Source organism: Pseudomonas sp. NPDC086278 (genome assembly GCF_050280905.1).
In the GTDB taxonomy this organism is placed as follows: domain Bacteria; phylum Pseudomonadota; class Gammaproteobacteria; order Pseudomonadales; family Pseudomonadaceae; genus Aquipseudomonas.
In genome coordinates this window covers 1-23,982 of the sequence record NZ_JBNNWE010000091.1, presented here as the reverse complement: position 1 = coordinate 23,982, position 23,982 = coordinate 1, and the positions used below count along the sequence as shown (strand labels likewise).

Here is a 23,982-nt window from a genome sequence, read left to right as displayed (position 1 = left end):
ACGCATCGCCGAGCGGTACATCGCGGGTTACGTGGAATAGGGGTTGGTCTGAGCAATAGATGGCCGGGGTTAGGCCGATGGTTTTGAGTTCGGGGCGCGAATACTACCGTATCGAGGACACGATCGCACTGGAAATTCGGCCCCTGTCCGCTCCCGAAGCCGCAGGCCTGGAAGTGTTGCAGGATGCTTCCCCTCTGTTCAACCTGCTCAGCGAACTGCACCTGAGCGAATTCGAGTCGCAGCACCTGTTGCGCCAGATCAGTGAGCGTGACCGCAACCTTGCGGCATTCTTGAAATCCCAGAACAAACGCATCGATTTACTGAGCCAGGTGATCGCCATCACCGTGCTGGGGCAGATCGGCGACCCGCAACCGGTGATCATTTCCGAAGGCGGGCTCGACTTTCAGCACCCGACGCCGATTTCGGTGGGTGCACACCTGTCGGTCAAACTGGTGCTGATGCCGCAAGCCCTCGGCCTGCTGCTACGGGCGCGCGTCACCCATTGCGATCGCAAGGGTGGCGGCTACGACGTCGGTACCGAGTTCGAGCGCCCGACCGATGCCCAGCGGCAATTGCTTGCCCGCTACATTTTGCAGAAGCAGGCCCAGGAACGACGTCTGGCCCGCGAAAACGAATCAGGCATTTAATTTAAGGAAGAACCGTGACCCTCATCTACGGCCATCGCGGCGCCAAGGGCGAAGCACCGGAAAACACGCTGAACAGTTTTCAGCAATGCCTCAAGCACGGCGTGCGCCGCTGCGAACTGGACTTGCACCTGTCCAAGGATGGCGAGTTGATGGTCATCCACGACCCGACGCTCAAGCGCACCACCGACCGTCGCGGCAAAGTCGTCGAGCATACCGCCGCCGACCTGGTGACCTACGACGCGCGCAAGGGCGGTCCGGGCTGGATCAAGCCGTGCCCGATTCCGACACTGGAAGAATTGTTCGAAAAGTGCGACTTCGAGCACTGGCAGCTGGAAGTCAAAAGTGCATCCCGCACCCGCGCCGCCACTACCGTGCTGGCGATTCGCGAGATGGCGCAGCGATTCGGCCTGCTCGACAAGGTCACGATCACCTCAAGCTCACGCGAAGTGCTCAAAGCCGCGCTGGACCTGGTGCCGGACGTGTCTCGTGGCTTGGTTGCCGAGTACGCGTGGCTCGACCCGTTGAAAGTCGCGCAAAGCTACGGCTGTGAGATTCTGGCGCTGAACTGGACGCTGTGTACGCCGGAACGCCTGCAGAAGGCGCAGCGTCAGGGGCTGCATGTGTCGGTATGGACGGTCAACGAGCCCGCGCTGATGCGCAGACTCGCCGACTTCGGCGTTGACAGCCTGATTACAGACTTTCCCGGTTTGGCCACTGCCACCCTCGAGAATTGCTGAAATCGGTCTCCCCGGCCGGCTCAGGCCACCGGCCGGAGCCGCTCAAAAAAGCCGGTTGAGGCCGTCGTAAGCGGCTACCCGATAGGCTTCGGCCATGGTCGGGTAGTTGAACGTCGTGTTGACGAAATACTTCAAGGTGTTGAGTTCACCCGGCTGGCTCATGATCGCCTGGCCGATGTGAACAATCTCCGAAGCCTGATAACCGAAGCAGTGAACGCCCAGCACTTCCAGGGTTTCACGGTGGAACAGAATCTTCAGCATGCCCTGAGGCTCGCCGGCAATCTGCGCACGCGCCATGCTCTTGAAGAACGCCTTGCCGACTTCGTATGGCACTTTGGCCTGAGTCAACTCCTGCTCGTTCTTGCCGATCGAGCTGATCTCCGGAATGGTGTAGATGCCGGTCGGCACGTCATTCACAAAGCGCCAGCTGCCGTTATCGACGATGCTGCCAGCGGCGGAACGGCCCTGGTCGTGCGCGGCACTGGCCAGGCTCGGCCAGCCGATCACGTCACCGGCACCGTAGATGTTCGGTACGCAGGTGCGGTAGTTCTCGTCGACTTCGATCTGGCCACGGCTGTTGACCTTGACGCCGATGTTTTCCAGACCCAACTGATCGGTGTTACCGGTACGGCCGTTGCACCAGAGCAAGGCGTCGGCTTTGATTTTCTTGCCGGACTTGAGGTGCAGGATCACGCCGTTGTCCACGCCTTCGACACGGTCGTAGTCTTCGTTGTGGCGAACCGTAATGTTGTTGTTGCTGAAGTGATAGCTCAACGCCTGGGAGATTTCCGAGTCGAGGAAGCTCAACAACTGACCACGGTTGTCCACCAGTTCAACCAGTACGCCCAGACCGCTGAAGATCGAGGCGTATTCGCAACCAATCACGCCTGCGCCGTAAACGATGAGTTTGCGTGGGGTGTGGCCGAGGCTGAGGATGGTGTCGCTATCGTAGATACGCGGGTGATGGAAATCGATGTCCGCCGGGCGATAAGGCCGCGAGCCGGTGGCGATGATGATGTGCTTGGCCACCAGTTTTTCGACCACGCCGTTGGCACAAACCACTTCGACGGTTTGCTCGTCGGCGAAGCTGCCGGTGCCGAAGAACACGTCGACACGGTTACGGGCGTAGTAGCCGGTGCGCGAAGCGACTTGTTTGGAGATGACTTTTTCGGCGCTTTTCAGCACGTCCGGGAACGAAAACCAGCGCGGTTCACCAATGGCCCGGAACATCGGGTTGGTGTTGAACTGCATGATCTGCCGGACCGAGTGACGCAGTGCCTTGGACGGGATGGTGCCCAAGTGGGTGCAGTTGCCGCCGACCTGGCGACGGCTGTCGACCATCGCCACCTTGCGCCCTGCTTTGGCGGCGTTCATTGCCGCGCCTTCTCCCGCCGGGCCGGAACCCAGCACCACCACGTCGTAGTTGTAGACAGCCATGCGTACTCCTCAGAACAGGCCGCGGCGCCCTCGGCACCGGCGGCTAAATCACGCCGTTTTGCGGCGTGAAGGAACAATTTGGGGCCAATGCAGAACCCGGACACAGTCTATAGAAGCGTCAACGCCGCGCACATTAACCCTTGGTCGCGTCGTAGGCTACTTTTGCCTGCACTACAACGCCAGCCTTCAATGCGCGAATCGCCGAGATCATTCGCTTTTGCCGCCACTGAGGCGTTCAAAAGCCTGATTGGTCCGGGTGACGAAACCTGTATCGGCACGAATCACGAAGAATGCACCGATGTCGTGTTTTTCGGCGTAGTCCCAACCTTTTTCGGGGCCAAGAATCAGCAGCAGCGTCGATAAGCCATCGGCCATCAACGCTGAAGGATGAATCACCGTGACTGACGCCAATGTGTGTGAGACCGGTGTACCGGTGCGGGCATCGAAGGTGTGGGAAAAACGCCTTCCGTCCTGCTGAAAATAGTTGCGGTAGTCGCCGGATGTCGACAAGCCATAGCCGTCGACATCGATGATCTTTTGCGCGACCTGCTGGTCCTCACGGGGTTCTTCCAGCGCGATTTTCCACGCGGTGCCGTCGAGCTTTTTGCCTGAGGCCTTGAGTTCGCCGGTGGCTTCGGCGAGGTAATTGTGGATGCCCATGGCCTCGAGTCTGGCGGCTATGGTATCGACCGCATAACCGGCCGCGATGCTGTTGAAGTCGACTTCGACGGCGGCGTCCTTGCACAACTGATCCCGGTCGATGTGCAGATGCTGGTAACCGACGCGCTGTCGCACCTTCGCCAGTGCCTGGGCATCGGGGACTTTTTCTTCCCGGCCTTGCGGACCGAAGCCCCAGAGGTTGAGCAGCGGTTCGACCGTCAGGTCGTAGGAACCTTCGCTTTGCTCCGACAGTTGTTCGCCGACCCGGACCAATTTGAGAATGGGCGCAGGCATTGTCTGACAGCGATTGGCGGGCAGATCGTTGAAGCGCTCGATATCTGAGTCGCTGCGGTAAGTGGACATCTGCTGATCGACCTCGGCGAGGATTTTTTCGACCTGCGCCTGCACTGCTTCCGGAGCCGGGAGACCGGCGTGGCGCACGTATTTGATCGAATACGTGCTGCCCATGGTCGAGCCGCCAAAGCTTTCCATGGAATCGCTATTGCCGCAGCCGGTCAGGGCCACACTCAGCAACAGGACAAAACCCTTGCGTTTCAACAATCTGACTTCCCCTTCAAACCTCTGACACCGCGCCAAGGCCGCCATTATGCGACACAAATGTGGAAACGGGCTTGCTCGCGAAGGCGGTGTGTCAGGCCACATTGATGTCGACTGATACGGCCTCTTCGCGAGCAAGCCCGCTCCCACATTTAGATCTGGCTGATGGCTATAGCGGTTAACAAGCAACCTAACTAGTGGTTGCCTATCTATACTCATACACATATCGTTACAAAACTGTTCGGTGCGTGCCTGCGAGCTTCGACCGACAGCGAGGACGTGTCTAGACCATGGATTTCCGACAAGACAGCCAAAAGTGAGTACGTTCAAATGTCCTCGAATACGGGTAAAGGCAAGGCGATCTTTCGCGTTGTCAGCGGCAACTTTCTCGAAATGTTCGATTTTATGGTCTACGGCTTCTACGCCACGGCCATCGCCAAAACCTTCTTCCCTGCCGACAGCGCGTTCGCGTCCCTGATGCTGTCGCTGGCTACTTTCGGTGCTGGCTTCCTGATGCGGCCGCTGGGGGCCATCTTCCTCGGTGCTTACATCGACCGTCACGGCCGTCGCAAGGGCTTGATCATCACCCTGGCGATGATGGCGGCCGGTACGGTGCTGATTGCCTGCGTGCCGGGTTACGCCACATTGGGTGTCGCCGCTCCGCTGATCGTGCTGTTCGGTCGATTGCTGCAAGGTTTCTCCGCCGGCGTCGAGTTGGGCGGTGTCTCGGTGTACCTGGCCGAAATTTCCACGCCGGGCCGCAAAGGCTTCTTCGTCAGTTGGCAGTCCGCCAGCCAGCAGGCAGCGGTGGTATTCGCCGGGTTGCTGGGGGTGGGTTTGAACCACTGGCTCAGCCCGGAACAAATGGGCGATTGGGGCTGGCGCGTGCCGTTCCTGATCGGCTGCATGATCGTGCCGGTGATCTTCGTGATCCGTCGTTCGCTGGAAGAAACACCCGAGTTCCAGGCGCGTAAACACCGCCCTACCCTGCGCGAAATTGTCCGCTCGATCGGCCATAACTTCGGCATCGTCATCGCCGGCATGGCGCTAGTGGTGATGACCACGGTGTCGTTTTATCTGATCACCGCCTACACCCCGACATTCGGCAAAGCCGAGTTGCACTTGTCGGATCTGGACGCGTTGCTGGTGACGGTGTGCATCGGCCTGTCGAACTTCTTCTGGTTGCCGGTGATGGGTTCGCTTTCCGACAAGATCGGGCGCAAACCCCTACTGTTGGCGGCGACTATTCTGGCGATCCTCACCGCTTACCCGGCACTGTCGTGGCTGGTGGCGAACCCGAGTTTCAGCCATTTGCTGATCGTCGAGTTGTGGCTGTCGTTCCTGTATGGCTCGTACAACGGCGCCATGGTCGTGGCGCTGACCGAGATCATGCCGGTGGAAGTGCGGACCACCGGTTTCTCTTTGGCCTACAGCTTGGCGACCGCGACCTTTGGCGGGTTTACGCCGGCGGCGTGTACGTACCTGATTCATGTGCTGGACAACAAGGCTGCGCCGGGGATCTGGCTCAGTGGCGCGGCGGTGTTGGGGTTGATCGCGACGCTGGTGCTGTTCCGGGGCAACAAGCATGAACTGCGCACCGCACAGGCTGCTGTGGTTGGCGGGGCGTGACAGACCGCATTCGCGAGCAAGTCCGCTCCCACATTTGATCGCATTTCTCCAGGACGAACTCTGGCAAATGTGGGAGCAGGTTTGCTCCGGGCGGCGTTGCGACGAAGACGCCGGCCCAGGCAACACACCCACAACTGACAAACCGCACAAACAAAAACGCCCCGACCAAAGTCGGGGCGTTTTCATGTGCGGCTAAGGCTTAGCGCGGGAACGCTGGCGGGTTTACACCGGCCATGTCTTCCATCACGCGAACCACCTGGCAGCTGTAACCGAATTCGTTGTCGTACCAAACGTACAGAACAACGCGGTTGTCTTGGCTGATGGTTGCCTCAGCGTCTACAACACCGGCATGGCGCGAGCCGACGAAGTCGGTGGACACCACTTCCTGCGAGTTGACGTAGTCGATTTGCTTATGCAGATCGGAGTGCAGCGCCATGTAGCGCAGGTACTCGTTCATCTCTTCACGGGTGGCGGCTTTCTCAAGGTTCAGGTTGAGAATGGCCATCGACACGTTCGGCGTCGGAACGCGGATGGCGTTACCGGTCAGCTTGCCGGCCAGTTCAGGCAGCGCTTTGGCAGCGGCAGTGGCAGCACCGGTCTCGGTGATGACCATGTTCAGCGCGGCGCTACGACCACGGCGATCGCCTTTGTGGAAGTTGTCGATCAGGTTCTGGTCGTTGGTGTACGAGTGAACCGTTTCAACGTGACCGTTGATGATGCCGAACTTGTCGTTGACCGCTTTGAGCACCGGCACGATGGCGTTGGTGGTGCAGGAAGCAGCCGACACGATCTTGTCGTCAGCGGTGATTTCGCCGTGGTTGATGCCGTGAACGATGTTCTTCAGCTTGCCTTTACCTGGCGCAGTCAGAACAACGCGGTCGATACCCGGGCACGCCAGGTGCTGGCCCAGGCCTTCGGCGTCACGCCATACACCGGTGTTGTCCACCAGCAGTGCGTCTTTGATGCCGTACTGGGTGTAATCCACTTCAGTCGGGTTTTTCGCGTAGATAACCTGGATCAGGTTGCCGTTGGCGGTGATGGTGTTGTTGGCTTCATCAATGGTGATGGTGCCATCGAACGGGCCATGAACCGAGTCACGACGCAGCAAACTTGCACGCTTGACCAGATCGTTTTCGGCGCCCTTGCGGACAACAATGGCGCGCAGACGCAGGCCGTCGCCACCACCGGTTTTCTCGATCAGGATGCGCGCCAGCAGACGGCCGATACGACCGAAGCCGTACAGCACAACGTCAGTGCCTTTGCGCGCGGAAGCGTTTTGCTGGCCAACAACGTCAGCCAGTTCTTCACGGACGAACTGCTCGGCAGTACGACCATTGCCTTCGGCCTTGAATTTGACCGCAAGCTTGCCCAGGTCTACCGAGGCAGCACCGAGCTTGAGCTCGCTCATTGCCTTGAGCAGCGGGAATGTTTCGTGGACGGACAATTCGCTGTCATCGGACTGACGATGACGAGCAAAGCGGTGAGCTTTGAGAATCGCAATGACTGAACGATTGATCAGGCTGCGGCCATAGATCGAGCTCACCACGTTGTTATTGCGGTAGAGCTGACCGATAAGCGGAATCATCGCTTCTGCGAGTGCTTCACGGTCGATCCATTCACCAAGACACTGGTCGGGCTTCTGAGTCACGGGAACCTTCCACATGTAGGGGCAGAAAAAAGGGGCTACATTATGCCGCCGAGTGCATCTCGTAGCAATGCGCGCTTGTCGTGCGATCCGTAACATTTTCCTCTTCAAAAAAATTACGCCGCGCTAAAGCCCAGCAAAACCGCGGCTTCCAGCGCAGTCAATTTTTTGGAGATAACGCTACCTTGTCCGTAACCCTCCGTAACACCGGTTGTTTTTGCCACTACATAATCGGCATTTTTTGCTAAAAAACCTGCGGATATTGTCTTTACCACTACATTTCGCCAAACCTGCGTAATAGACGCAGTCTGCAACTGACAGGCGGCATCCGGGACCGCTACACTTACCGACTTTGTCGCAACGCTTGGAGCTCAACCTTCCGTGCCCGTTCTGCGTCTACCGCTTCTCCCTGCCGCGGCAGGTAAACAGCACTGGGGCAACCTGCCCGGTGCCGCCCTGAGCCTGGCCATCGCCGAGGCTGCCAGCGCTGCCAAGCGCTTTACCCTGCTGCTGACCGCCGACAGCCAAAGTGCCGAACGGCTGGAACAGGAGCTGAGTTTCTTCGCCCCGGATTTGCCCGTGCTGCATTTCCCGGACTGGGAAACCCTGCCCTACGACCTGTTTTCGCCGCACCAGGACATCATTTCCCAGCGCATCGCTGCTTTATACCGGCTACCGGAGCTGAGCCATGGCGTGTTGGTGGTGCCGATCACCACCGCACTGCATCGCCTGGCGCCGACCAAATTCCTGCTCGGCAGCAGTCTGGTGCTGGACGTCGGCCAGAAGCTCGATGTCGAGCAAATGCGCACACGGCTTGAAGCCAGCGGCTATCGCTACGTCGACACGGTGTACGAGCACGGCGAATTCACGGTCCGCGGCTCATTGATCGATCTGTTCCCGATGGGCAGCAAACTGCCTTTCCGCATCGATTTGTTCGATGACGAAATCGAGACGCTGCGCACCTTCGATCCGGAGAACCAACGCTCCATCGACAAAGTCGACACGGTCCGCCTGCTGCCCGCGCGCGAATTTCCATTGCAGAAAGACGCGGTCACCCGCTTCAAGGCGCGTTTCCGTGAGCGTTTCGACGTGGACTTCCGTCGCTGCCCGATCTTCCAGGACTTGAGCAGCGGCATCACGCCGGCTGGTATCGAGTACTACCTGCCGTTGTTTTTCGACGAAACCTCGACGCTGTTCGATTACCTGCCGCAGGACACGCAAGTGTTTTCCCTGCCGGGCATCGAGCAGGCCGCCGAGAATTTCTGGAACGACGTGCGCAATCGCTACGAAGAGCGTCGCGTCGACCCCTCCCGTCCTTTATTGCCTCCCGCCGAGCTGTTCCTGCCGGTGGAGGACTGCTTTGCGCGACTGAAGACCTGGCCGCGTGTGGTCGCCAGCCAACAAGACGTGGAAACCGGTGTCGGGCGCGAACGCTTCCCGGCGCGAGAACTGCCGAACCTGGCTATCGAAGCCAAGGCCACCCAACCCTTGGCGGCGCTGGCCGGCTTCCTCGATGAATTCCCCGGGCGCGTACTGTTTACCGCCGAGTCCGCAGGCCGTCGCGAAGTGCTGCTGGAACTGCTCGAACGCCTCAAGCTGCGGCCGAAAACCGTCGACAGCTGGCCGGACTTCGTCGCGAGCAAGGAGCGCCTGGCGATCACCATCGCCCCGCTCGACGAAGGTCTGGTGCTCGACGACCCGGCGTTGGCACTGGTCGCCGAAAGTCCGTTGTTCGGTCAACGCGTGATGCAGCGCCGTCGCCGCGAGAAACGCGCCGACGCCAACAACGATGCCGTCATCAAGAACCTCACCGAACTGCGTGAAGGCGCGCCGGTGGTGCACATCGATCACGGCGTCGGTCGCTACCTCGGGCTGGCAACCCTTGAAATCGACGATCAGGCGGCTGAATTCCTGACGCTGCAATACGCCGAAGGCGCCAAGCTGTACGTGCCGGTGGCCAACCTGCACCTGATCGCCCGCTACACCGGCAGCGACGACGCCCTCGCCCCGCTGCACCGCCTCGGCTCCGAGACCTGGCAGAAAGCCAAACGCAAAGCCGCCGAACAGGTGCGCGACGTAGCCGCCGAACTGCTCGACATCTACGCCCGTCGTGCCGCCCGCGAGGGTTACGCATTCGCAGACCCGAAAGCCGATTACGCCACCTTCAGCGCCGGTTTTCCCTTCGAAGAAACCCCCGACCAGCAAACCACCATCGAAGCGGTGCGCGCCGACATGCTCGCGCCGAAACCGATGGATCGGCTGGTCTGTGGCGATGTCGGTTTCGGCAAGACCGAAGTGGCGATGCGCGCCGCCTTCATTGCCGTGCACGGTGGTCGTCAAGTGGCGATCCTGGTGCCGACCACGCTGCTCGCCCAACAGCACTACAACAGCTTCCGCGACCGCTTCGCCGACTGGCCGGTGACCGTGGAAGTGATGAGCCGCTTCAAATCGGCCAAGGAAATCAACGCCGCCGTCGCAGACCTTGCCGAAGGCAAGATCGACATCGTCATCGGTACGCACAAGCTGCTGCAGGACGACGTCAAAATCAAAAACCTGGGGCTGGTAATCATCGACGAAGAACACCGTTTTGGTGTGCGTCAGAAGGAACAGCTCAAGGCGCTGCGCAGTGAAGTCGACATCCTCACCCTCACCGCCACGCCGATTCCGCGCACGCTGAACATGGCGGTGTCGGGCATGCGCGACTTGTCGATCATCGCCACGCCGCCAGCCCGGCGCCTGTCGGTGCGGACCTTCGTCATGGAGCAAAACAAGAGCACGGTCAAAGAAGCCCTGCTCCGTGAGTTGCTGCGTGGTGGCCAGGTCTACTACCTGCACAACGACGTGAAGACCATCGAGAAATGCGCCGCCGACCTCGCTGAACTGGTGCCGGAAGCACGCATCGGTATCGGTCATGGGCAGATGCGCGAGCGCGAACTCGAACAGGTCATGAGCGACTTCTACCACAAGCGTTTCAACGTGCTGATCGCCTCGACCATCATCGAGACCGGCATCGACGTGCCAAGCGCCAACACCATCATCATTGAGCGTGCCGACAAGTTCGGCCTGGCGCAGTTGCACCAGTTGCGCGGCCGCGTCGGGCGCAGTCACCACCAGGCTTACGCCTACCTGCTGACCCCGCCGCGCCAGCAAATCACCACGGATGCGGAAAAGCGCCTGGAAGCGATCGCTAATACCCAGGACCTGGGCGCGGGCTTCGTGCTCGCCACCAACGACCTGGAAATCCGCGGTGCCGGCGAACTGCTGGGCGACGGCCAGAGCGGGCAGATTCAGGCGGTCGGTTTTACGCTGTACATGGAGATGCTCGAACGCGCGGTGAAGTCGATCCGCAAGGGCGAACAACCGAACCTCGACCAGCCGTTGGGCGGTGGCCCGGAGGTCAACCTGCGGGTGCCGGCGCTCATCCCCGAAGCCTATCTGCCGGATGTCCACGCTCGGCTGATTCTTTACAAACGCATCGCCTCGGCCACCGATGAAGAAGGCCTCAAGGACTTGCAGGTCGAGATGATCGACCGTTTCGGCCTGTTGCCGGAACCGACCAAGAACCTGATGCGCATCACTGCGCTGAAGCTGCAAGCCGAACTGCTGGGCATCAAGAAAGTCGACGGCGGCCCGCAAGGTGGCCGCATCGAGTTCGCGGCGCAGACACCGGTCGACCCGCTGACCCTGATCAAACTGATTCAGGGCCAGCCCAAACGCTACAAATTCGAAGGCGCCACGATGTTTAAATTCATGGTGCCGATGGAGCGCCCGGAAGAACGCTTTAATACTGTAGAGGCGCTGCTTGAGTGCCTCATCCCGAAAACTGCTTGAAGGACGCCGCATGCGCCTGTTTCGCTCACTGACTTCGCTGACCCTGTTGATAACAGCGCTGGTTGCCCCCTCGGCGTTTGCCGCTGACCTGTATCAGGTTGAAATGATTCTGGTCCGCCAAAACGCTGTGCCCGCCATTGCCAGCCGGGCTGCACCGGAAGACTGGGCCGCCGGCGCCCAGCGCATCAGCCCCGACAGCCTGCGCACGCCGAGCCTGAATGGTGAAGTGGCAAAACTCACTGCCAGCGCCGACTACACCGTGTTGCTGCATAAGGCCTGGCAGCAGAACCTCAGTGAAGAAGCGAGCAAAATCGCGATCAGCGATGGCGCAGAACAATATGGTCAGTTCCCGATCGAGGGCACGTTGAACCTCAAGCTGGGGCGCTTCACCGACGTCGACGCCGACTTCTGGGTCAATCAGATCGACGGCAACGGCATGGTCACCGCCAGCGAACGCCTCAAGCAAGAAAGCCATACCAAGAACGGCCAGCTGAACTTCCTCGACAACGGCCACCTCGGCCTGCTGATCAAGATCACCTCGCTCACCGCGCCTGCGCCTCGGCCAGTCCCCGATGAAATACCGGACTGATTGAAGTCCTTATGCCTGCGACCCTGAGCAAACCCCTGGCACCTTCATGGGTCAGTCGATTCAAGGAACAGAGCCTGGAACGTGGCCGTCGCTACGCCCTGGAGAACCGCGTGCGGATCGTCGAAGTCGGCGACGCGACAATCACTGCCGCGTGCGAAGGCTCTGGGGGCAACGTCTACCGTCAGACCATTCGCCTGCGCGAGTCGGCCAAAGCCACCTTGCTGATGGTCGACGCCACCTGCACCTGCCCCGTCCATAGCAACTGCAAACATTGCGCGGCGGTGTTGCTCAAAGTCCAGGAAACCCTGGCCTACCCCGCTGCCGCGCAAGACGCCGAGCTACTGGAAAAACTGCAGGCCGTGCTGGAAAACCGCAGCCCGAAAGCCCCGCCCCAATTGCTGGTCGATAACGTGCAACCGGTGCCGCGCCTGTGGCTGGCAAGTATCGAATTCAGCGCCTTCGAGCCACGCAACGGCAAAATGCAGCGCTACATCCAGCATCGGGCGGCGCTGTCTTTCAGCTATCTGGATGAATACGTTTGCGGGCAGAAGAACGCCGACGTACTGATTCGTCAGGAAACCCAGACGCTGCGGATAAAACGTCACCCGGAAGTCGAACAGGCCTACCGGGAACAGTTGCGGATACTCGGCTTCAAGATTGCCACTCGGCAAAGCAAAGCCTTGCCGGAAAGCGCCGGCGAGCTCTATGAAATGGTCAACGACAGCGCCTGGCTGACGTTTACCCTTAATGAGCTGCCGAAGCTGCGCACCCAAGGCTGGGAGTTGCAGATCGACGAAGATTTCGGTTTCGACCTGACCGCTGTCGACGACTGGTACGCCACTGTCGAGCAAATGCCCGAGCGCGACTGGTTTGATCTGGAACTGGGGATCATCGTCAACGGCGAGCGCCTGAGTCTGCTGCCGATCCTGCTGAACCTCATGCGTTCGCACACCGAAATCCTCAACCCGGAACGCCTCGCCCGGCGGCGCGACGACGAGCTGATTCTGGTCAACATCCCGAATCGCCCGAACTCCGAATACGGTCCGCTGCAAGTCGCCCTGCCCTTCGGTCGCTTGAAACCGGTGCTGGCCACCCTCGGCGAGTTCTACCTGCAAGGGCCCGGCGAAACCACGTTGCGCCTGAGCAAGGCCGACGCCACGCGCCTGAATCCGCTGGAAGGCATGCCGCTGCTGTGGGAAGGCGGCGAACAGATTCGCACCTTCGCCCAGCGTCTGCGGGACATCAAGGACTACACCGCCACCGCGCCGGAAGGCTTGAACGCGACGTTGCGCCCATATCAGCTCGAAGGTTTGAGCTGGATGCAGTCGCTGCGGCAACTGGAAGTGGGCGGCATTCTCGCGGACGACATGGGCCTGGGTAAAACCCTGCAAACCCTGGCGCACGTTCTGAGCGAGAAGAACGCCGGACGCCTTGATCGACCGTGCATGGTGGTGATGCCCACCAGCCTGATCCCGAACTGGCTCGACGAGGCGGCGCACTTCACGCCGCAACTCAAAGTGGTCGCGCTGTACGGCGCCAGTCGCAAAAAGCATTTCGATACGCTGGCTGATTACGACCTGATCCTGACCACCTATGCGCTGTTGCCCAAGGACATCGAACGCCTGGCTGCGCAACCGTTGCACGTGCTGGTGCTGGATGAAGCGCAGTACATCAAGAACCCTGGCAGCAAAGCGGCGCAAGCGGCACGCGAGCTGAATGCACGGCAGCGTCTGTGCCTGAGCGGCACGCCACTGGAAAACCACTTGGGTGAACTGTGGTCGCTGTTTCACTTTTTGCTGCCTGGCTGGCTCGGCGACGTGAAGAGCTTCAACCGCGATTACCGCGTGCCGATTGAAAAGCGCGCCAGCGAAGTAAGACTTCAGCACTTGAACGGTCGGATAAAACCGTTCCTGCTACGCAGGACCAAAGAGCAGGTCGCGACGGAATTGCCGCCGAAGACTGAAATCATTCATTGGGTCGAACTCAACGAAGCTCAGCGCGACGTATACGAGACCATGCGCCTGGCGATGGACAAGAAAGTCCGCGACGAGATCACCCGCAAAGGCGTGGCTCGCAGCCAAATCATCATCCTTGAAGCGCTGCTGAAACTGCGGCAGGTCTGTTGCGACTTGCGCCTGGTGAACGATGCCGCCGTGCCGACGCGCGGCAGCACCTCGGGCAAGCTCGACAGCCTGATGGAAATGCTGGAGGAGTTGTTTGAGGAAGGTCGGCGGATTCTGCTGTTTTCTCAATTCACCTCGATGCTGGCCCTGATCGAAGTCGAGCTGAAGAAGCGTGGCGTTGAATACGCCTTGTTGACCGGACAAACCCGTGACCGACGCGCGCCGGTGAAGGACTTCCAGAGTGGCAAGCGTCAGATCTTTCTGATCAGTTTGAAGGCCGGTGGTGTGGGGTTGAACCTGACCGAAGCGGATACGGTGATTCATTACGATCCGTGGTGGAACCCGGCGACAGAAAATCAGGCAACTGACCGGGCGTATCGCATCGGCCAGGAGAAGCCGGTATTCGTCTACAAGATGATTGCCCGTGGCACGGTCGAGGAAAAAATTCAGCACCTGCAAAAGGAAAAATCCGACCTGGCGGCTGGCGTGCTGGACGGGCGCAAGGCCGGGGACTGGAAGCTGCAGAGTGATGATATTGAGGCGCTGTTTGCGCCGTTGCCGGATAAGCTGGAGAAGCGCTGAGGCCGCGCTTCTGGTCAGATCGCTATGCGGTGTAGAGCCTGCCTCAGCCCTTGAGCACCCGCGCCAATGTCGACTTCACCTTGCCCATCCCGTCATGCAACGCTTGCTCGATCTCGGCCATGGTAATCACCGCCGTCGACTTGCCCGCCGCCGGGTTCACCACCAGCGCCAGACAGGCGTAATCCAGTTCAAGCTCGCGGGCCAGTGCGGCTTCCGGCATGCCGGTCATGCCAACGATGTCGCAGCCGTCACGCTCCAGCTTCGCAATTTCAGCGACGGTTTCCAGTCGCGGCCCCTGCGTGCAGGCATAGACGCCCTGACTGCTGTAATCCACACCCTCGGCCGCCAACGCCGCGATCAATTGCTGCCGCAGCGGTTCACTGTAGGGATAACTGAAATCGATGTGGGTGACCTGTTCCAGGTCATCGGCAAAATAGGTGTGCTCGCGCCCGCTGGTGTAGTCGATCAGTTGGTGTGGCACACAGAAATGCCCGGTGCCCATCGCGGCATGAATGCCGCCCACGGCGTTGACCGCAAGGATCGCTTCGGCGCCAGCCTGCTTCAGCGCCCATAGGTTGGCGCGGTAGTTCACCTGATGTGGCGGGAAGCGGTGCGGGTGACCGTGACGGGCGAGGAACAGCACTTCCCTGCCGGCGTATTCACCCACCTGCACCTCGGCCGAAGGTGCGCCGTAAGGCGTGTCCACCGCCAGTGACTGACGGATGTTCAGGCCTTCGAGTTGAGTCAGGCCGGTGCCACCGATAATCGCGTAAACCGTCATAACGTAAGGTCCTTATTCAATCAGTTGAGCGTCTTTGAGTGCGCCGACGGCTGCCAGCCAGCGCGGGTGCTGACGGTATTCGAGGTTGGCGTAGGACTGGCCGCGCATCCGTGCAATGCGCTCCGAAGGTTTGACTTTCAGGCGTTGGGCGGCGCTCAGGGCCAACTCGGCGGCGGCGCGATCGTTGCACACCAGACCCATGTCACACCCGGCGGTCAGCGCGGCTTCGATTCGACTGGCCGCATCGCCAACCACGTGGGCGCCGGCCATCGACAAATCGTCGCTGAAGATGACGCCGTCGAATTGCAATTCGCCGCGCAGAGTGTCCTGCAACCAGCGGCGGGAAAACCCGGCAGGCTGGGAATCGACTTGTGGATAAATGACGTGAGCCGGCATGACCGCTGCCAGTTGCTTGCTCAATCTGGCGAACGGCACCAGGTCGTTGGCGCGTATTTCTTCGAGGCTGCGTTCGTCGTTCGGGATCGCGACGTGGGAGTCCGCCTCCGCCCAACCGTGACCGGGGAAATGCTTGCCGGTCGCGGCCATGCCAGCGCTGTTCATGCCACGGATGAACGCACCTGCGAGTAACGCTGCGCGCTCTGGATCGCCTTCAAACGAGCGCGTGCCGACGACAGCGCTGCGCTGGTAATCGAGGTCCAGCACCGGGGCGAAACTCAGGTCGAGGCCGACGGCCAACACTTCGGTGGCCATGATCCAGCCGCACTGCTCGGCGAGGTATTCGGCGTTCGGGTTATCGGCAATGGCGCGCATGGCCGGCAGTCGCACAAAGCCTTGGCGCAGACGCTGAACACGACCGCCCTCCTGGTCCACCGCGAGCAGCAGATCGGGGCGAATGGCACGGATCGCCGCGCTCAACTCGCGTACCTGGCGCGGGTTTTCAATGTTGCGCGCGAAAATGATCAGGCCGCCCACTTCGGGCTGGCGCAACAATTGGCGATCTTCGGCCGTCAGCCAGGTACCGGCGACGTCCACCATCAACGAGCCTTGCAGGCCAGCAGTCATAGAGATTCCTTGAGAACGAGAAAACCGGCTCGCGCCAATTCGCCGCCGCAGGCCGTGCCCGGGAGGTCAGAGATATAAATGGGGAGCGGGTTCAGAACGAGAGTCGGCATGGGCGGCTAGCTTAGCGGATGTCAGCTGCCGCGCCCACCCATGTGCGGCTAAACCTTGGCGGCGGTCGGGGCCGATTTGCTGCGCGGACGCAGTTGCGCGGTAACCATGGCGATGTCGGTGACGCCGGTTTCGGCACGCATGCCAGCGGCCAGGAACGGCACCATCAGGCGCATCACCTGTTCGATCGAGGTGTTGACGCCGAAATCGGTCTCGGCAATCGCCCGCAACGCCTTGATCCCCGACATGCTGAACGCTGCAGCGCCGAGCATGAAGTGCACGCGCCAGAACAGTTCGATCGGTGGAATACGCGGAGCTGCTTCGTTGACCAGCATCATGTAGCGGCGGAACACCTTGCCGTACATGTCTTCCAGATAACGACGCAAGTGGCCCTGGCTCTGACTGAAAGCCAGACCCAACAGGCGCATGAAGATAGACAGATCGTTGCCGCTGCGTGGCTGCACCACGAGGGCTTGCTCGACGAGGATTTCCAGCAGTTCTTCCAGTGATGGTTTGTTCTCGGGCTTGGCCTGGCGCCGCTCGAGTTCTTTATCGAGGCTTAGGCAGAACGGCCCGAGGAACCGCGAGAACACCGCTTGAATCAGCGCCTTCTTCGACCCGAAGTGATAGTTCACCGCCGCCAGGTTCACACCCGCCTTGCTGGTGATCAGGCGTAACGAGGTTTCGGCGAAACCTTTTTCCGCGAACAATTGCTCGGCTGCATCAAGAATGCGTTCAACGGTTTCCGACTGGGCCATGGTTACTCCGCCTGACAAACACTTGTTTGAAACATACGTTTCAGTCTATGCATTGTCAAGCTTGCCGGTTCATTTTGGGAATGGTCGGTCAGATATTTAACCATACAACGGCGCGACGTTAATGAGCAGGCTGATCGACCGTCCAGCGGCCAGCAAAAAAAGGGGCATTGCCAAGACCGTTTCACTGTATATAATCCCAGTCACTGTATAAAAAGACAGAGCGATCAATATGCTAAAGCTGACGCCACGCCAAGCAGAGATTCTGGCCTTCATCAAACGCTGCCTCGAAGACAACGGTTACCCGCCGACCCGCGCGGAAATCGCCCAGGAGCTGGGCTTCAAATCGCCTAACGCTGCGGAAGAACACCTCAAGGCACTCGCCCGCAAAGGTGCGATCGAAATGACCCCGGGCGCCTCTCGCGGCATCCGAATTCCTGGCTTTGAAGCCAAGGCTGACGACTCTACCCTGCCGATCATTGGCCGAGTGGCTGCCGGCGCGCCGATCCTCGCCCAGCAACACATCGAGGAGTCTTGCAACATTAACCCGGCCTTCTTCCATCCGCGGGCCGACTACTTGCTGCGCGTTCACGGCATGAGCATGAAAGACGTCGGCATTTTCGACGGTGACTTGCTGGCCGTGCATACCACTCGCGAGGCCCGCAATGGTCAGATCGTGGTGGCGAGGATCGGCGACGAAGTAACCGTCAAACGTTTCAAGCGCGATGGCAGCAAGGTCTGGTTGATTGCCGAAAACCCTGAATTTGCCCCTATCGAAGTCAACCTGAAAGATCAGGAATTGGTGATCGAAGGCTTGAGCGTCGGCGTCATTCGCCGCTAAAGGAGGCTTTATGCAGTTCCCACACACATCACAGCAAGCCCAACTGCCGTTGTTCGAGGCGTTCATGGCGCAGCCGTTGGCGCCGATACTGAAAGACGTGGTCGAATCGCCCTGGAGCGCAGAACCTGAAGTGTTCAGTGAGCTTTCACTGCGTGGTGCGGCCGGGAACTGCCTTAACCTTCTGGCACCGATCCTCAGGGATTTGAGCGAAGACCAGGATGCCCGCTGGCTCACACTGATCGCTCCGCCAGCCAGCCTGACTCAGGCCTGGCTGCGCGACGCCGGTCTGAACCGTGAACGCATCCTGCTGCTGCAACCGCGCGGTACCCAAAGCGCTCAGCAACTCACCTGCGAAGCGTTGCGCCTGGGTCGTAGCCATACGGTCGTCAGCTGGCTCAACCCGCTGAACACAAGTTCACGGCAACAGTTGATCAGCGCCGCCCGCAGCGGGGATGCACAAAGTCTGAATATTCGTTTGGGCTAAACAATTCGCGCGTTGAACAACGCGGGGCTTCTCCAAGGACAGAGAAGCCGATCTGTGGCGATATCAGTAGAAAGCGACAAACGGGATCAATGCAGAACCCGAGAGCTCTCATCAGTGTTGAATTCGCCTTCCACCAGCCGCCCTGCCATCTGAACACCGACGCTCAACATCGCCTTGGCGACTTCCACGTGCTGGCCTTGCAGGAACGCTTTGGCATCCTCGGAGAAATCCAAAGTAACCAGAGAACCTTCGTCCTCGGCCCTGCGCAGCTCAATTCGGCCGTCTGGTAACTCGACAATTTCTAGAAAGGACGTTGGCATAAAGGTTTGTTCTCCACGAAAGGCGGGGATTATATAGGCTTCGTCCAGGCTTCGCTCGGCAACTTGACCAGCAGCGCTTTTAGTCGCATTGCGGATTCTCAGCCGATCAACACTCGTTCAAGCCTTCGCGAAACCGGATCGCCAAACCCTTCAGGTTCTGACGCCAACTCTCGAGCTCTTCCCGACTTAGCGCTTCAGGCGCCTCTACTTCATCCAGATTAACGGCCAGGATAAGCGGCTGCGTCACGTCGCCTTTCGGCTTATGCGGAGCGCGAGGCGGCTGGAACAGCGCTGCGTGAGCAGCTATCAACTTTGCCAACCAGGTTTCCTGGTTTTGCGCCAGCTCGACCATCTCGGCCATTTCAGGAATGGCGACGGCCTCCAGCACTTCGCGCGTCAGCAGCATCTCTGCTCGAGGAGCGCCGGCTTGAGGCAAGCGATAGAAACCGGCGATTTCATGGCACAGCCCCAGCAGCGCACCGTACAGGTGAAACAACGCCGACTCGCGTCCCGCCTGAATCAGCGCCAGGGAATTCATCGCCCGCCCCTCTTCGGCTTTGGCGAGCGCTTCAAGCGACAGACCGGCGAAATAAATTTTCTGATTGGTACGGGTATAGAGTTCGTGGGCCATGACGGCAGTCTCCACAACGAAATAATTGCTTCACGCAGGTCGGACAGTGTCGTGGATCAGCAGCGCCACCCGCAAGCACAAAACAAAAAGGCCGCATGAAAACCCGAGGGTTGTCATGCGGCCTTTTATGTACAGCGTCTTTTAAGCTTTGGGTGCCGGACGCTTGTCTTCAACGGTCCACTTGCCGCCGTCGTAGTACGCCTTCCAACCCGTCGGCTTACCGTCGACTTCAGTCTGAACGTACTGCTCTTTGGTTTTGCGGCTGTAACGGATCACGGCAGGCAGTCCGTCCGGATCTTTTTTCGGTGCTTCGCAGAGGAAGTGATACTTCGGATCGATCTCATCCTTGTGCGGGACAATCTCGATCACCAACGGAGCACGAGTCTCGCGGTTTTTCGGGAACTGGCTCGCCGCCAGGAACAAGCCGGACGCACCGTCGCGCAGGATGTAGGTGTCGTTGACCTTTTCGCATTTCAGCTCGGGCATCTTCACCGGGTCCATCTTCGGCGGTGCCGCATCACCGCTTTTCAGCAGCTTGCGGGTGTTTTTGCACGTCGCATTGGTGCAGCCGAAGAACTTGCCGAAGCGGCCGGTCTTGAGCTGCATCTCGCTGCCGCACTTGTCGCATTCCAGGCTCGGACCTTCATAGCCCTTGATGCGGTAAGTGCCTTCTTCGATCTCGTAGCCCGCGCAGTCCGGATTGTTACCGCAGATGTGCAGCTTGCGCTTCTCATCCAGCAAGTAGGCGTCCATCGCCGTGCTGCAGATCGGGCAGCGGTGCTTGCCACGCAACACCAGGGATTCCGATTCACCTTCGTCGTCCGCAGCGATTTCGTCGCCCGGCACCAGGTTGACGGTGGCCTTGCAGCGCTCTTTCGGCGGCAGGCTGTAGCCCGAGCAACCAAGGAACACGCCGGTCGATGCGGTACGAATCTGCATCGGACGGCCGCACACCACACACGGAATGTCGGTCATTACAGGCTGGTTGGCGCGCATGCCGCCTTCGGCGCTTTCGGCCACTTCGAGTTTTTTCTTGAAGTCACCGTAGAACTCGTCGAGCACGTTTTTCCAGTCGCGTTCGCCCTGGGCCACGTCATCGAGATTCTCTTCCATGCCGGCGGTGAAGCCGTAGTCCATGAGGTTGGAGAAGCTCTCGGCCAGACGTTCGGTGACGATGTCGCCCATCTTTTCCGAGTAGAAACGACGGTTGTGCAGCGCCACGTAGCCGCGGTCCTGGATGGTCGAAATGATCGCTGCGTAGGTCGAAGGACGGCCGATGCCACGTTTTTCCATTTCTTTGACCAGGCTCGCTTCCGAATAACGGGCTGGCGGCTTGGTGAAGTGCTGGGTCGGATCAAGCTTGATCAGCTTCATCGCGTCGCCCTGAGCCATGTCTGGCAGCACGTCGTCATCACCTGGCTTGACGATTTGCGGCATGACGCGAGTGTAACCGTCGAACTTCAGGATGCGGCCCTTGGCACGCAGCTCGAAATCACCGGCACCCACGGTCACCGTGGTCGACAGGTATTGCGCCGGCAGCATCTGGCAGGCGAGGAACTGGCGCCAGATCAGCTCGTAGAGGCGCTCGGCATCGCGCTCCATGCCCGACAGCTTGCTCGGCTCGGTGTTGGCGTCGGAGGGACGAATCGCTTCGTGAGCCTCTTGTGCGCCTTCCTTGCTGCTATAGACGTTCGGGCTCTCCGGCAGGTACTTCTTGCCGAATTCGCCTTCAATATAAGTACGCGCCATCGCCACCGCATCAACCGAGAGGTTGGTGGAGTCGGTACGCATGTACGTGATGTAGCCCGCTTCGTACAGACGCTGGGCCATCATCATGGTTTTCTTCACACCGAAGCCCAAGCGGTTGCTCGCGGCCTGTTGCAGGGTGGAGGTGATGAACGGTGCCGACGGCTTGCTGCTGGTCGGTTTGTCTTCACGCTTGACGATGCTGTAGCTGGAAGACTTGAGCTTCTCCAGCGCGGCCATGGCCTGGGTTTCGTTGAGCGGCTTGAAGGCTTCGCCTTTCTCACGAGCTACATCGAAACGCACGGTTGCGCCCTTGGCGGTGCCGAGGTCAGCGTGAATTTCCCAGTACTCTTCCGGGTTGAATGCGCGAATTTCACGCTCACGCTCAACGACCAGTTTTACCGCAACCGACTGCACGCGACCGGCGGACAAGCCGCGAGCGACCTTGGCCCACAGCAACGGCGAAACCATGTAACCCACCACGCGATCGAGGAAACGACGCGCCTGCTGGGCGTTGACACGGTCGATGTCCAGCTCGCCCGGCTTGGAGAAGGCTTCCTGAATGGCCTTCTTGGTGATTTCGTTGAACACCACGCGTTTATAGCGGCTGTCGTCACCACCGATGGCTTCGCGCAGGTGCCAGGCAATGGCTTCCCCCTCGCGATCCAAGTCGGTTGCGAGATAGATGGTGTCAGCATCTTTGGCGAGCCGGCGCAGCTCTTCAATGACCTTCTCTTTACCCGGAAGGATCTCGTATTTGGCTTTCCAGCCATGATCCGGATCGACGCCCATGCGCGAGACAAGCTGCTTGCGCGCTTTCTCTTTCGGCGTGAGCACCGGACCTTCACCCGCGGCAGCCTTGCCGCGCTTGGCGGCTGGCTCTTTGCTGGCGCTAGCCGAACCGCTGGTGGGCAGGTCTCGGATATGGCCGATACTCGACTTCACCACGTATTGGTTACCCAGATACTTGTTGATGGTCTTGGCCTTAGCCGGGGATTCCACAATGACCAGCGATTTGCCCATGGATCAGAAAATTCCTGAATTCTAGAAGTGAAAGGCGGTTGGCGCCTGACGCGGCACCGCTATATATAGTGGCTACAAGGTGAGGTCAAGCGCAGGCTTTTGCGCGAACTCCGCTTATGGCCTGGAAAAAAGGCTCGGTTCGGCTTGCACCAAAGCAAAGCGTGGGACCTGCTCGCCGTCAACCTCGACCGACTCCAGAAACATGCTCAAGGGACGCACCCAAAAGCCGTAATCGCCATACAGGGCTTGGTAGAAGACCACTTCTTCCTCGGTTTCCGAATGCCGCGCAATACTGAATACGCGGTACTGCGGGCCTTTGTAATGTTGGTAGAGCCCAGGTTGTATCGGCATGCTTTGGCCCTCACTCAAATCTTTTAAAAATAAAAACAAAAATAAATTCAGAAAAACAAAAACCGGGGCACTTGGCCCCGGCTTCCATCAACAGAACGCTTAAACGCGTTCGAAGACGGTGGAGATGCCTTGGCCGAGACCAATGCACATGGTGGCCACCCCGAAGGTGCCGCCATTTTGCTTCATCACGTTCAGCAGAGTGCCGGAGATACGCGCACCGGAGCAACCGAACGGGTGACCCAGGGCAATTGCGCCGCCGTGCAGGTTAACCTTCTCGTTCATCTTGTCGAGCACTTTCAAATCTTTCAGCACTGGCAAGGCCTGTGCGGCGAAAGCTTCGTTGAGCTCGAAGAAGTCGATATCGTTAATGCCGAGGCCCGCGCGCTTCAGTGCTTTCTGGGTGGCCGGTACTGGACCATAGCCCATGATTGCCGGGTCCACACCTGCCACTGCCATCGAACGGATAACCGCCAGAGGCTGGATACCCAGGTCCTGTGCACGCTGCGCCGACATCACGATCATGCACGAAGCACCGTCAGTGATCTGCGACGACGTACCGGCTGTCACGGTGCCGCCCTTCGGGTTAAACGCTGGCTTGAGAGCGGCCAGGCTTTCGAGGGTAGTTTCCGGACGAATGGTTTCGTCGTAGTCGAACAGTTTCAGGAAACCGTTCTCGTCGTAGCCCTGCATCGGGATGATTTCGTCTTTGAACTTGCCTTCCACAGTCGCCTTGTGGGCGAGCTGGTGGGAGCGCACGCCGAAAGCGTCCTGCTGTTCGCGAGTGATGCCGTGCATTTTGCCCAGCATTTCAGCGGTCAGGCCCATCATGCCCGAGGCTTTTGCCGCGTACAGCGACATGTGCGGGTTCGGATCGACACCGTGCATCATGCTCACGTGGCCCATGTGCTCGACGCCGCCGACGACGAACACATCACCGTTGCCGGTCATGATCGCTTGCGCAGCGGTGTGCAGAGCGCTCATCGACGAACCACACAGGCGGCTGACGGTCTGACCGGCAGCGGTGTGCGGGATCTGAGTCATCAGCGACGCCATGCGAGCGATGTTCCAGCCCTGCTCCAGGGTCTGGTTCACGCAACCCCAGATCACGTCTTCGACTTCGTTCGGATCAACCTTGACGTTGCGTTCCAGCAGTTTGCTGATCAGGTGCGCCGACATGTCTTCGGCGCGGGTGTTGCGGTGCATGCCGCCCTTGGAGCGGCCCATCGGAGTACGACCGAAGTCGACAATCACGACGTCTCTTGGATTCAAGCTCATAAAATTTCACTCTCGCTCAAGTGTTGGGACGCTTAACCGAAGAACCGTTGGCCGGTTTTGGCCATTTCACGCAGTTTCGCGGTCGGGTGGTACAGCGCGCCCAAATCAGCGCTTTGCCCGGCTGACCACGTAATCAACCTCGGTCAACGCGTCGATGTAATAGTCCGCACGGTTGTGCGTCAGCATCGACAGAATGCCGCTGCGCC

At 59.6% G+C, this 23,982-nt stretch carries 19 protein-coding genes and 3 pseudogenes; 8 read left to right on the top strand and 14 right to left on the bottom strand.

What is annotated here, in order from left to right; genetic code table 11:
• Window positions 1-79, bottom strand: a pseudogene (locus ACQKP4_RS23070) (DUF3077 domain-containing protein); the annotation flags it as partial.
• Here ACQKP4_RS23070 and ACQKP4_RS23065 point away from each other — a divergent pair.
• On the top strand, window positions 78-647 hold the full coding sequence (locus tag ACQKP4_RS23065; protein WP_427635906.1) for a PilZ domain-containing protein: 570 nt from the start codon (window positions 78-80) through the stop codon (window positions 645-647). The pseudogene ACQKP4_RS23070 and the gene ACQKP4_RS23065 overlap by 2 nt on opposite strands.
• Before the next feature lie 14 nt (window positions 648-661).
• On the top strand, window positions 662-1,384 hold the full coding sequence (locus tag ACQKP4_RS23060; RefSeq protein ID WP_427635905.1) for a glycerophosphodiester phosphodiesterase: 723 nt from the start codon (window positions 662-664) through the stop codon (window positions 1,382-1,384).
• Window positions 1,385-1,426: 42 nt separating this feature from the next.
• Here the strand turns inward: ACQKP4_RS23060 and sthA are convergent, their stop codons facing one another.
• Together sthA and ACQKP4_RS23050 are read right to left on the bottom strand one after the other, a co-directional pair.
• The gene (gene sthA / locus ACQKP4_RS23055; protein ID WP_427635904.1) at window positions 1,427-2,821 is read right to left on the bottom strand and encodes a Si-specific NAD(P)(+) transhydrogenase; all 1,395 of its coding nucleotides are present in this window, start codon (window positions 2,819-2,821) and stop codon (window positions 1,427-1,429) included.
• Window positions 2,822-3,028: 207 nt separating this feature from the next.
• On the bottom strand, window positions 3,029-3,973 hold the full coding sequence (locus ACQKP4_RS23050) for an FAD:protein FMN transferase (RefSeq protein WP_427635909.1): 945 nt from the start codon (window positions 3,971-3,973) through the stop codon (window positions 3,029-3,031).
• Between the two features lie 396 nt (window positions 3,974-4,369).
• Here ACQKP4_RS23050 and ACQKP4_RS23045 point away from each other — a divergent pair, with 396 nt between their 5' ends.
• Entirely contained in the window at window positions 4,370-5,668 is a 1,299-nt protein-coding gene (locus ACQKP4_RS23045; RefSeq protein ID WP_427635902.1) for an MFS transporter, read from the top strand.
• Between the two features lie 199 nt (window positions 5,669-5,867).
• On the opposite strand, the gene ACQKP4_RS23040 is transcribed toward ACQKP4_RS23045, so the two are convergent.
• Window positions 5,868-7,331 (bottom strand): glyceraldehyde-3-phosphate dehydrogenase, encoded by a 1,464-nt coding sequence (locus ACQKP4_RS23040; RefSeq protein ID WP_427635900.1) that lies wholly within the window; start codon window positions 7,329-7,331, stop codon window positions 5,868-5,870.
• Between the two features lie 363 nt (window positions 7,332-7,694).
• On the opposite strand from ACQKP4_RS23040, the gene mfd reads away from it, so the two are divergent.
• Genes mfd through ACQKP4_RS23025 form a run of 3 tightly spaced genes read left to right on the top strand, consistent with a single transcriptional unit; the run spans window position 7,695 to window position 14,438 of the window.
• Window positions 7,695-11,144: a transcription-repair coupling factor gene (gene mfd / locus ACQKP4_RS23035; protein WP_427635899.1), complete on the top strand. Its 3,450-nt coding sequence runs from the start codon at window positions 7,695-7,697 to the stop codon at window positions 11,142-11,144.
• A gap of 10 nt (window positions 11,145-11,154) precedes the next feature.
• Window positions 11,155-11,733, top strand: coding sequence for a CsiV family protein (locus tag ACQKP4_RS23030; protein ID WP_427635897.1), 579 nt, complete (start codon window positions 11,155-11,157; stop codon window positions 11,731-11,733).
• A gap of 11 nt (window positions 11,734-11,744) precedes the next feature.
• Window positions 11,745-14,438, top strand: coding sequence for an SNF2-related protein (locus ACQKP4_RS23025; RefSeq protein WP_427635896.1), 2,694 nt, complete (start codon window positions 11,745-11,747; stop codon window positions 14,436-14,438).
• Window positions 14,439-14,481: 43 nt separating this feature from the next.
• On the opposite strand, the gene ACQKP4_RS23020 is transcribed toward ACQKP4_RS23025, so the two are convergent.
• The 3 genes from ACQKP4_RS23020 to ACQKP4_RS23010 all read right to left on the bottom strand — a co-directional run bounded on the left by ACQKP4_RS23020 (window position 14,482) and on the right by ACQKP4_RS23010 (window position 17,108).
• Window positions 14,482-15,219, bottom strand: a complete 738-nt coding sequence (locus ACQKP4_RS23020) for an S-methyl-5'-thioinosine phosphorylase (protein ID WP_427635895.1) — start codon at window positions 15,217-15,219, stop codon at window positions 14,482-14,484.
• A gap of 12 nt (window positions 15,220-15,231) precedes the next feature.
• On the bottom strand, window positions 15,232-16,230 hold the full coding sequence (gene nagZ / locus ACQKP4_RS23015) for a beta-N-acetylhexosaminidase (protein WP_427635908.1): 999 nt from the start codon (window positions 16,228-16,230) through the stop codon (window positions 15,232-15,234).
• Between the two features lie 170 nt (window positions 16,231-16,400).
• Window positions 16,401-17,108: a TetR/AcrR family transcriptional regulator gene (locus ACQKP4_RS23010; protein WP_427635894.1), complete on the bottom strand. Its 708-nt coding sequence runs from the start codon at window positions 17,106-17,108 to the stop codon at window positions 16,401-16,403.
• A gap of 229 nt (window positions 17,109-17,337) precedes the next feature.
• Here ACQKP4_RS23010 and lexA point away from each other — a divergent pair, with 229 nt between their 5' ends.
• Together lexA and sulA are read left to right on the top strand one after the other, a co-directional pair.
• The gene (gene lexA, locus ACQKP4_RS23005) at window positions 17,338-17,946 is read left to right on the top strand and encodes a transcriptional repressor LexA (protein ID WP_046026989.1); all 609 of its coding nucleotides are present in this window, start codon (window positions 17,338-17,340) and stop codon (window positions 17,944-17,946) included.
• Window positions 17,947-17,956: 10 nt separating this feature from the next.
• Window positions 17,957-18,430, top strand: coding sequence for an SOS-induced cell division inhibitor SulA (sulA, locus tag ACQKP4_RS23000; protein ID WP_427635892.1), 474 nt, complete (start codon window positions 17,957-17,959; stop codon window positions 18,428-18,430).
• Window positions 18,431-18,516: 86 nt separating this feature from the next.
• On the opposite strand, the gene ACQKP4_RS22995 is transcribed toward sulA, so the two are convergent.
• The 7 genes and pseudogenes from ACQKP4_RS22995 to ACQKP4_RS22965 all read right to left on the bottom strand — a co-directional run.
• A complete protein-coding gene (locus ACQKP4_RS22995; protein WP_010456352.1) occupies window positions 18,517-18,750 on the bottom strand; it encodes a hypothetical protein in 234 nt (77 codons plus the stop codon).
• A 106-nt stretch (window positions 18,751-18,856) separates the two neighbouring features.
• On the bottom strand, window positions 18,857-19,381 hold the full coding sequence (locus ACQKP4_RS22990; RefSeq protein WP_427635890.1) for a DUF6586 family protein: 525 nt from the start codon (window positions 19,379-19,381) through the stop codon (window positions 18,857-18,859).
• A gap of 141 nt (window positions 19,382-19,522) precedes the next feature.
• Window positions 19,523-22,150: a type I DNA topoisomerase gene (gene topA, locus ACQKP4_RS22985; protein WP_427635889.1), complete on the bottom strand. Its 2,628-nt coding sequence runs from the start codon at window positions 22,148-22,150 to the stop codon at window positions 19,523-19,525.
• A 114-nt stretch (window positions 22,151-22,264) separates the two neighbouring features.
• Window positions 22,265-22,501, bottom strand: coding sequence for a DUF1653 domain-containing protein (locus tag ACQKP4_RS22980; RefSeq protein ID WP_427635887.1), 237 nt, complete (start codon window positions 22,499-22,501; stop codon window positions 22,265-22,267).
• 99 nt (window positions 22,502-22,600) lie between these two features.
• Window positions 22,601-23,776 (bottom strand): acetyl-CoA C-acyltransferase FadA, encoded by a 1,176-nt coding sequence (gene fadA, locus ACQKP4_RS22975; protein WP_008028488.1) that lies wholly within the window; start codon window positions 23,774-23,776, stop codon window positions 22,601-22,603.
• 32 nt (window positions 23,777-23,808) lie between these two features.
• Window positions 23,809-23,898, bottom strand: a pseudogene (locus ACQKP4_RS22970) (hypothetical protein); the annotation flags it as partial.
• Window positions 23,888-23,982: pseudogene (locus ACQKP4_RS22965) on the bottom strand (ABC transporter substrate-binding protein); the annotation flags it as partial. The pseudogenes ACQKP4_RS22965 and ACQKP4_RS22970, both read right to left, overlap by 11 nt.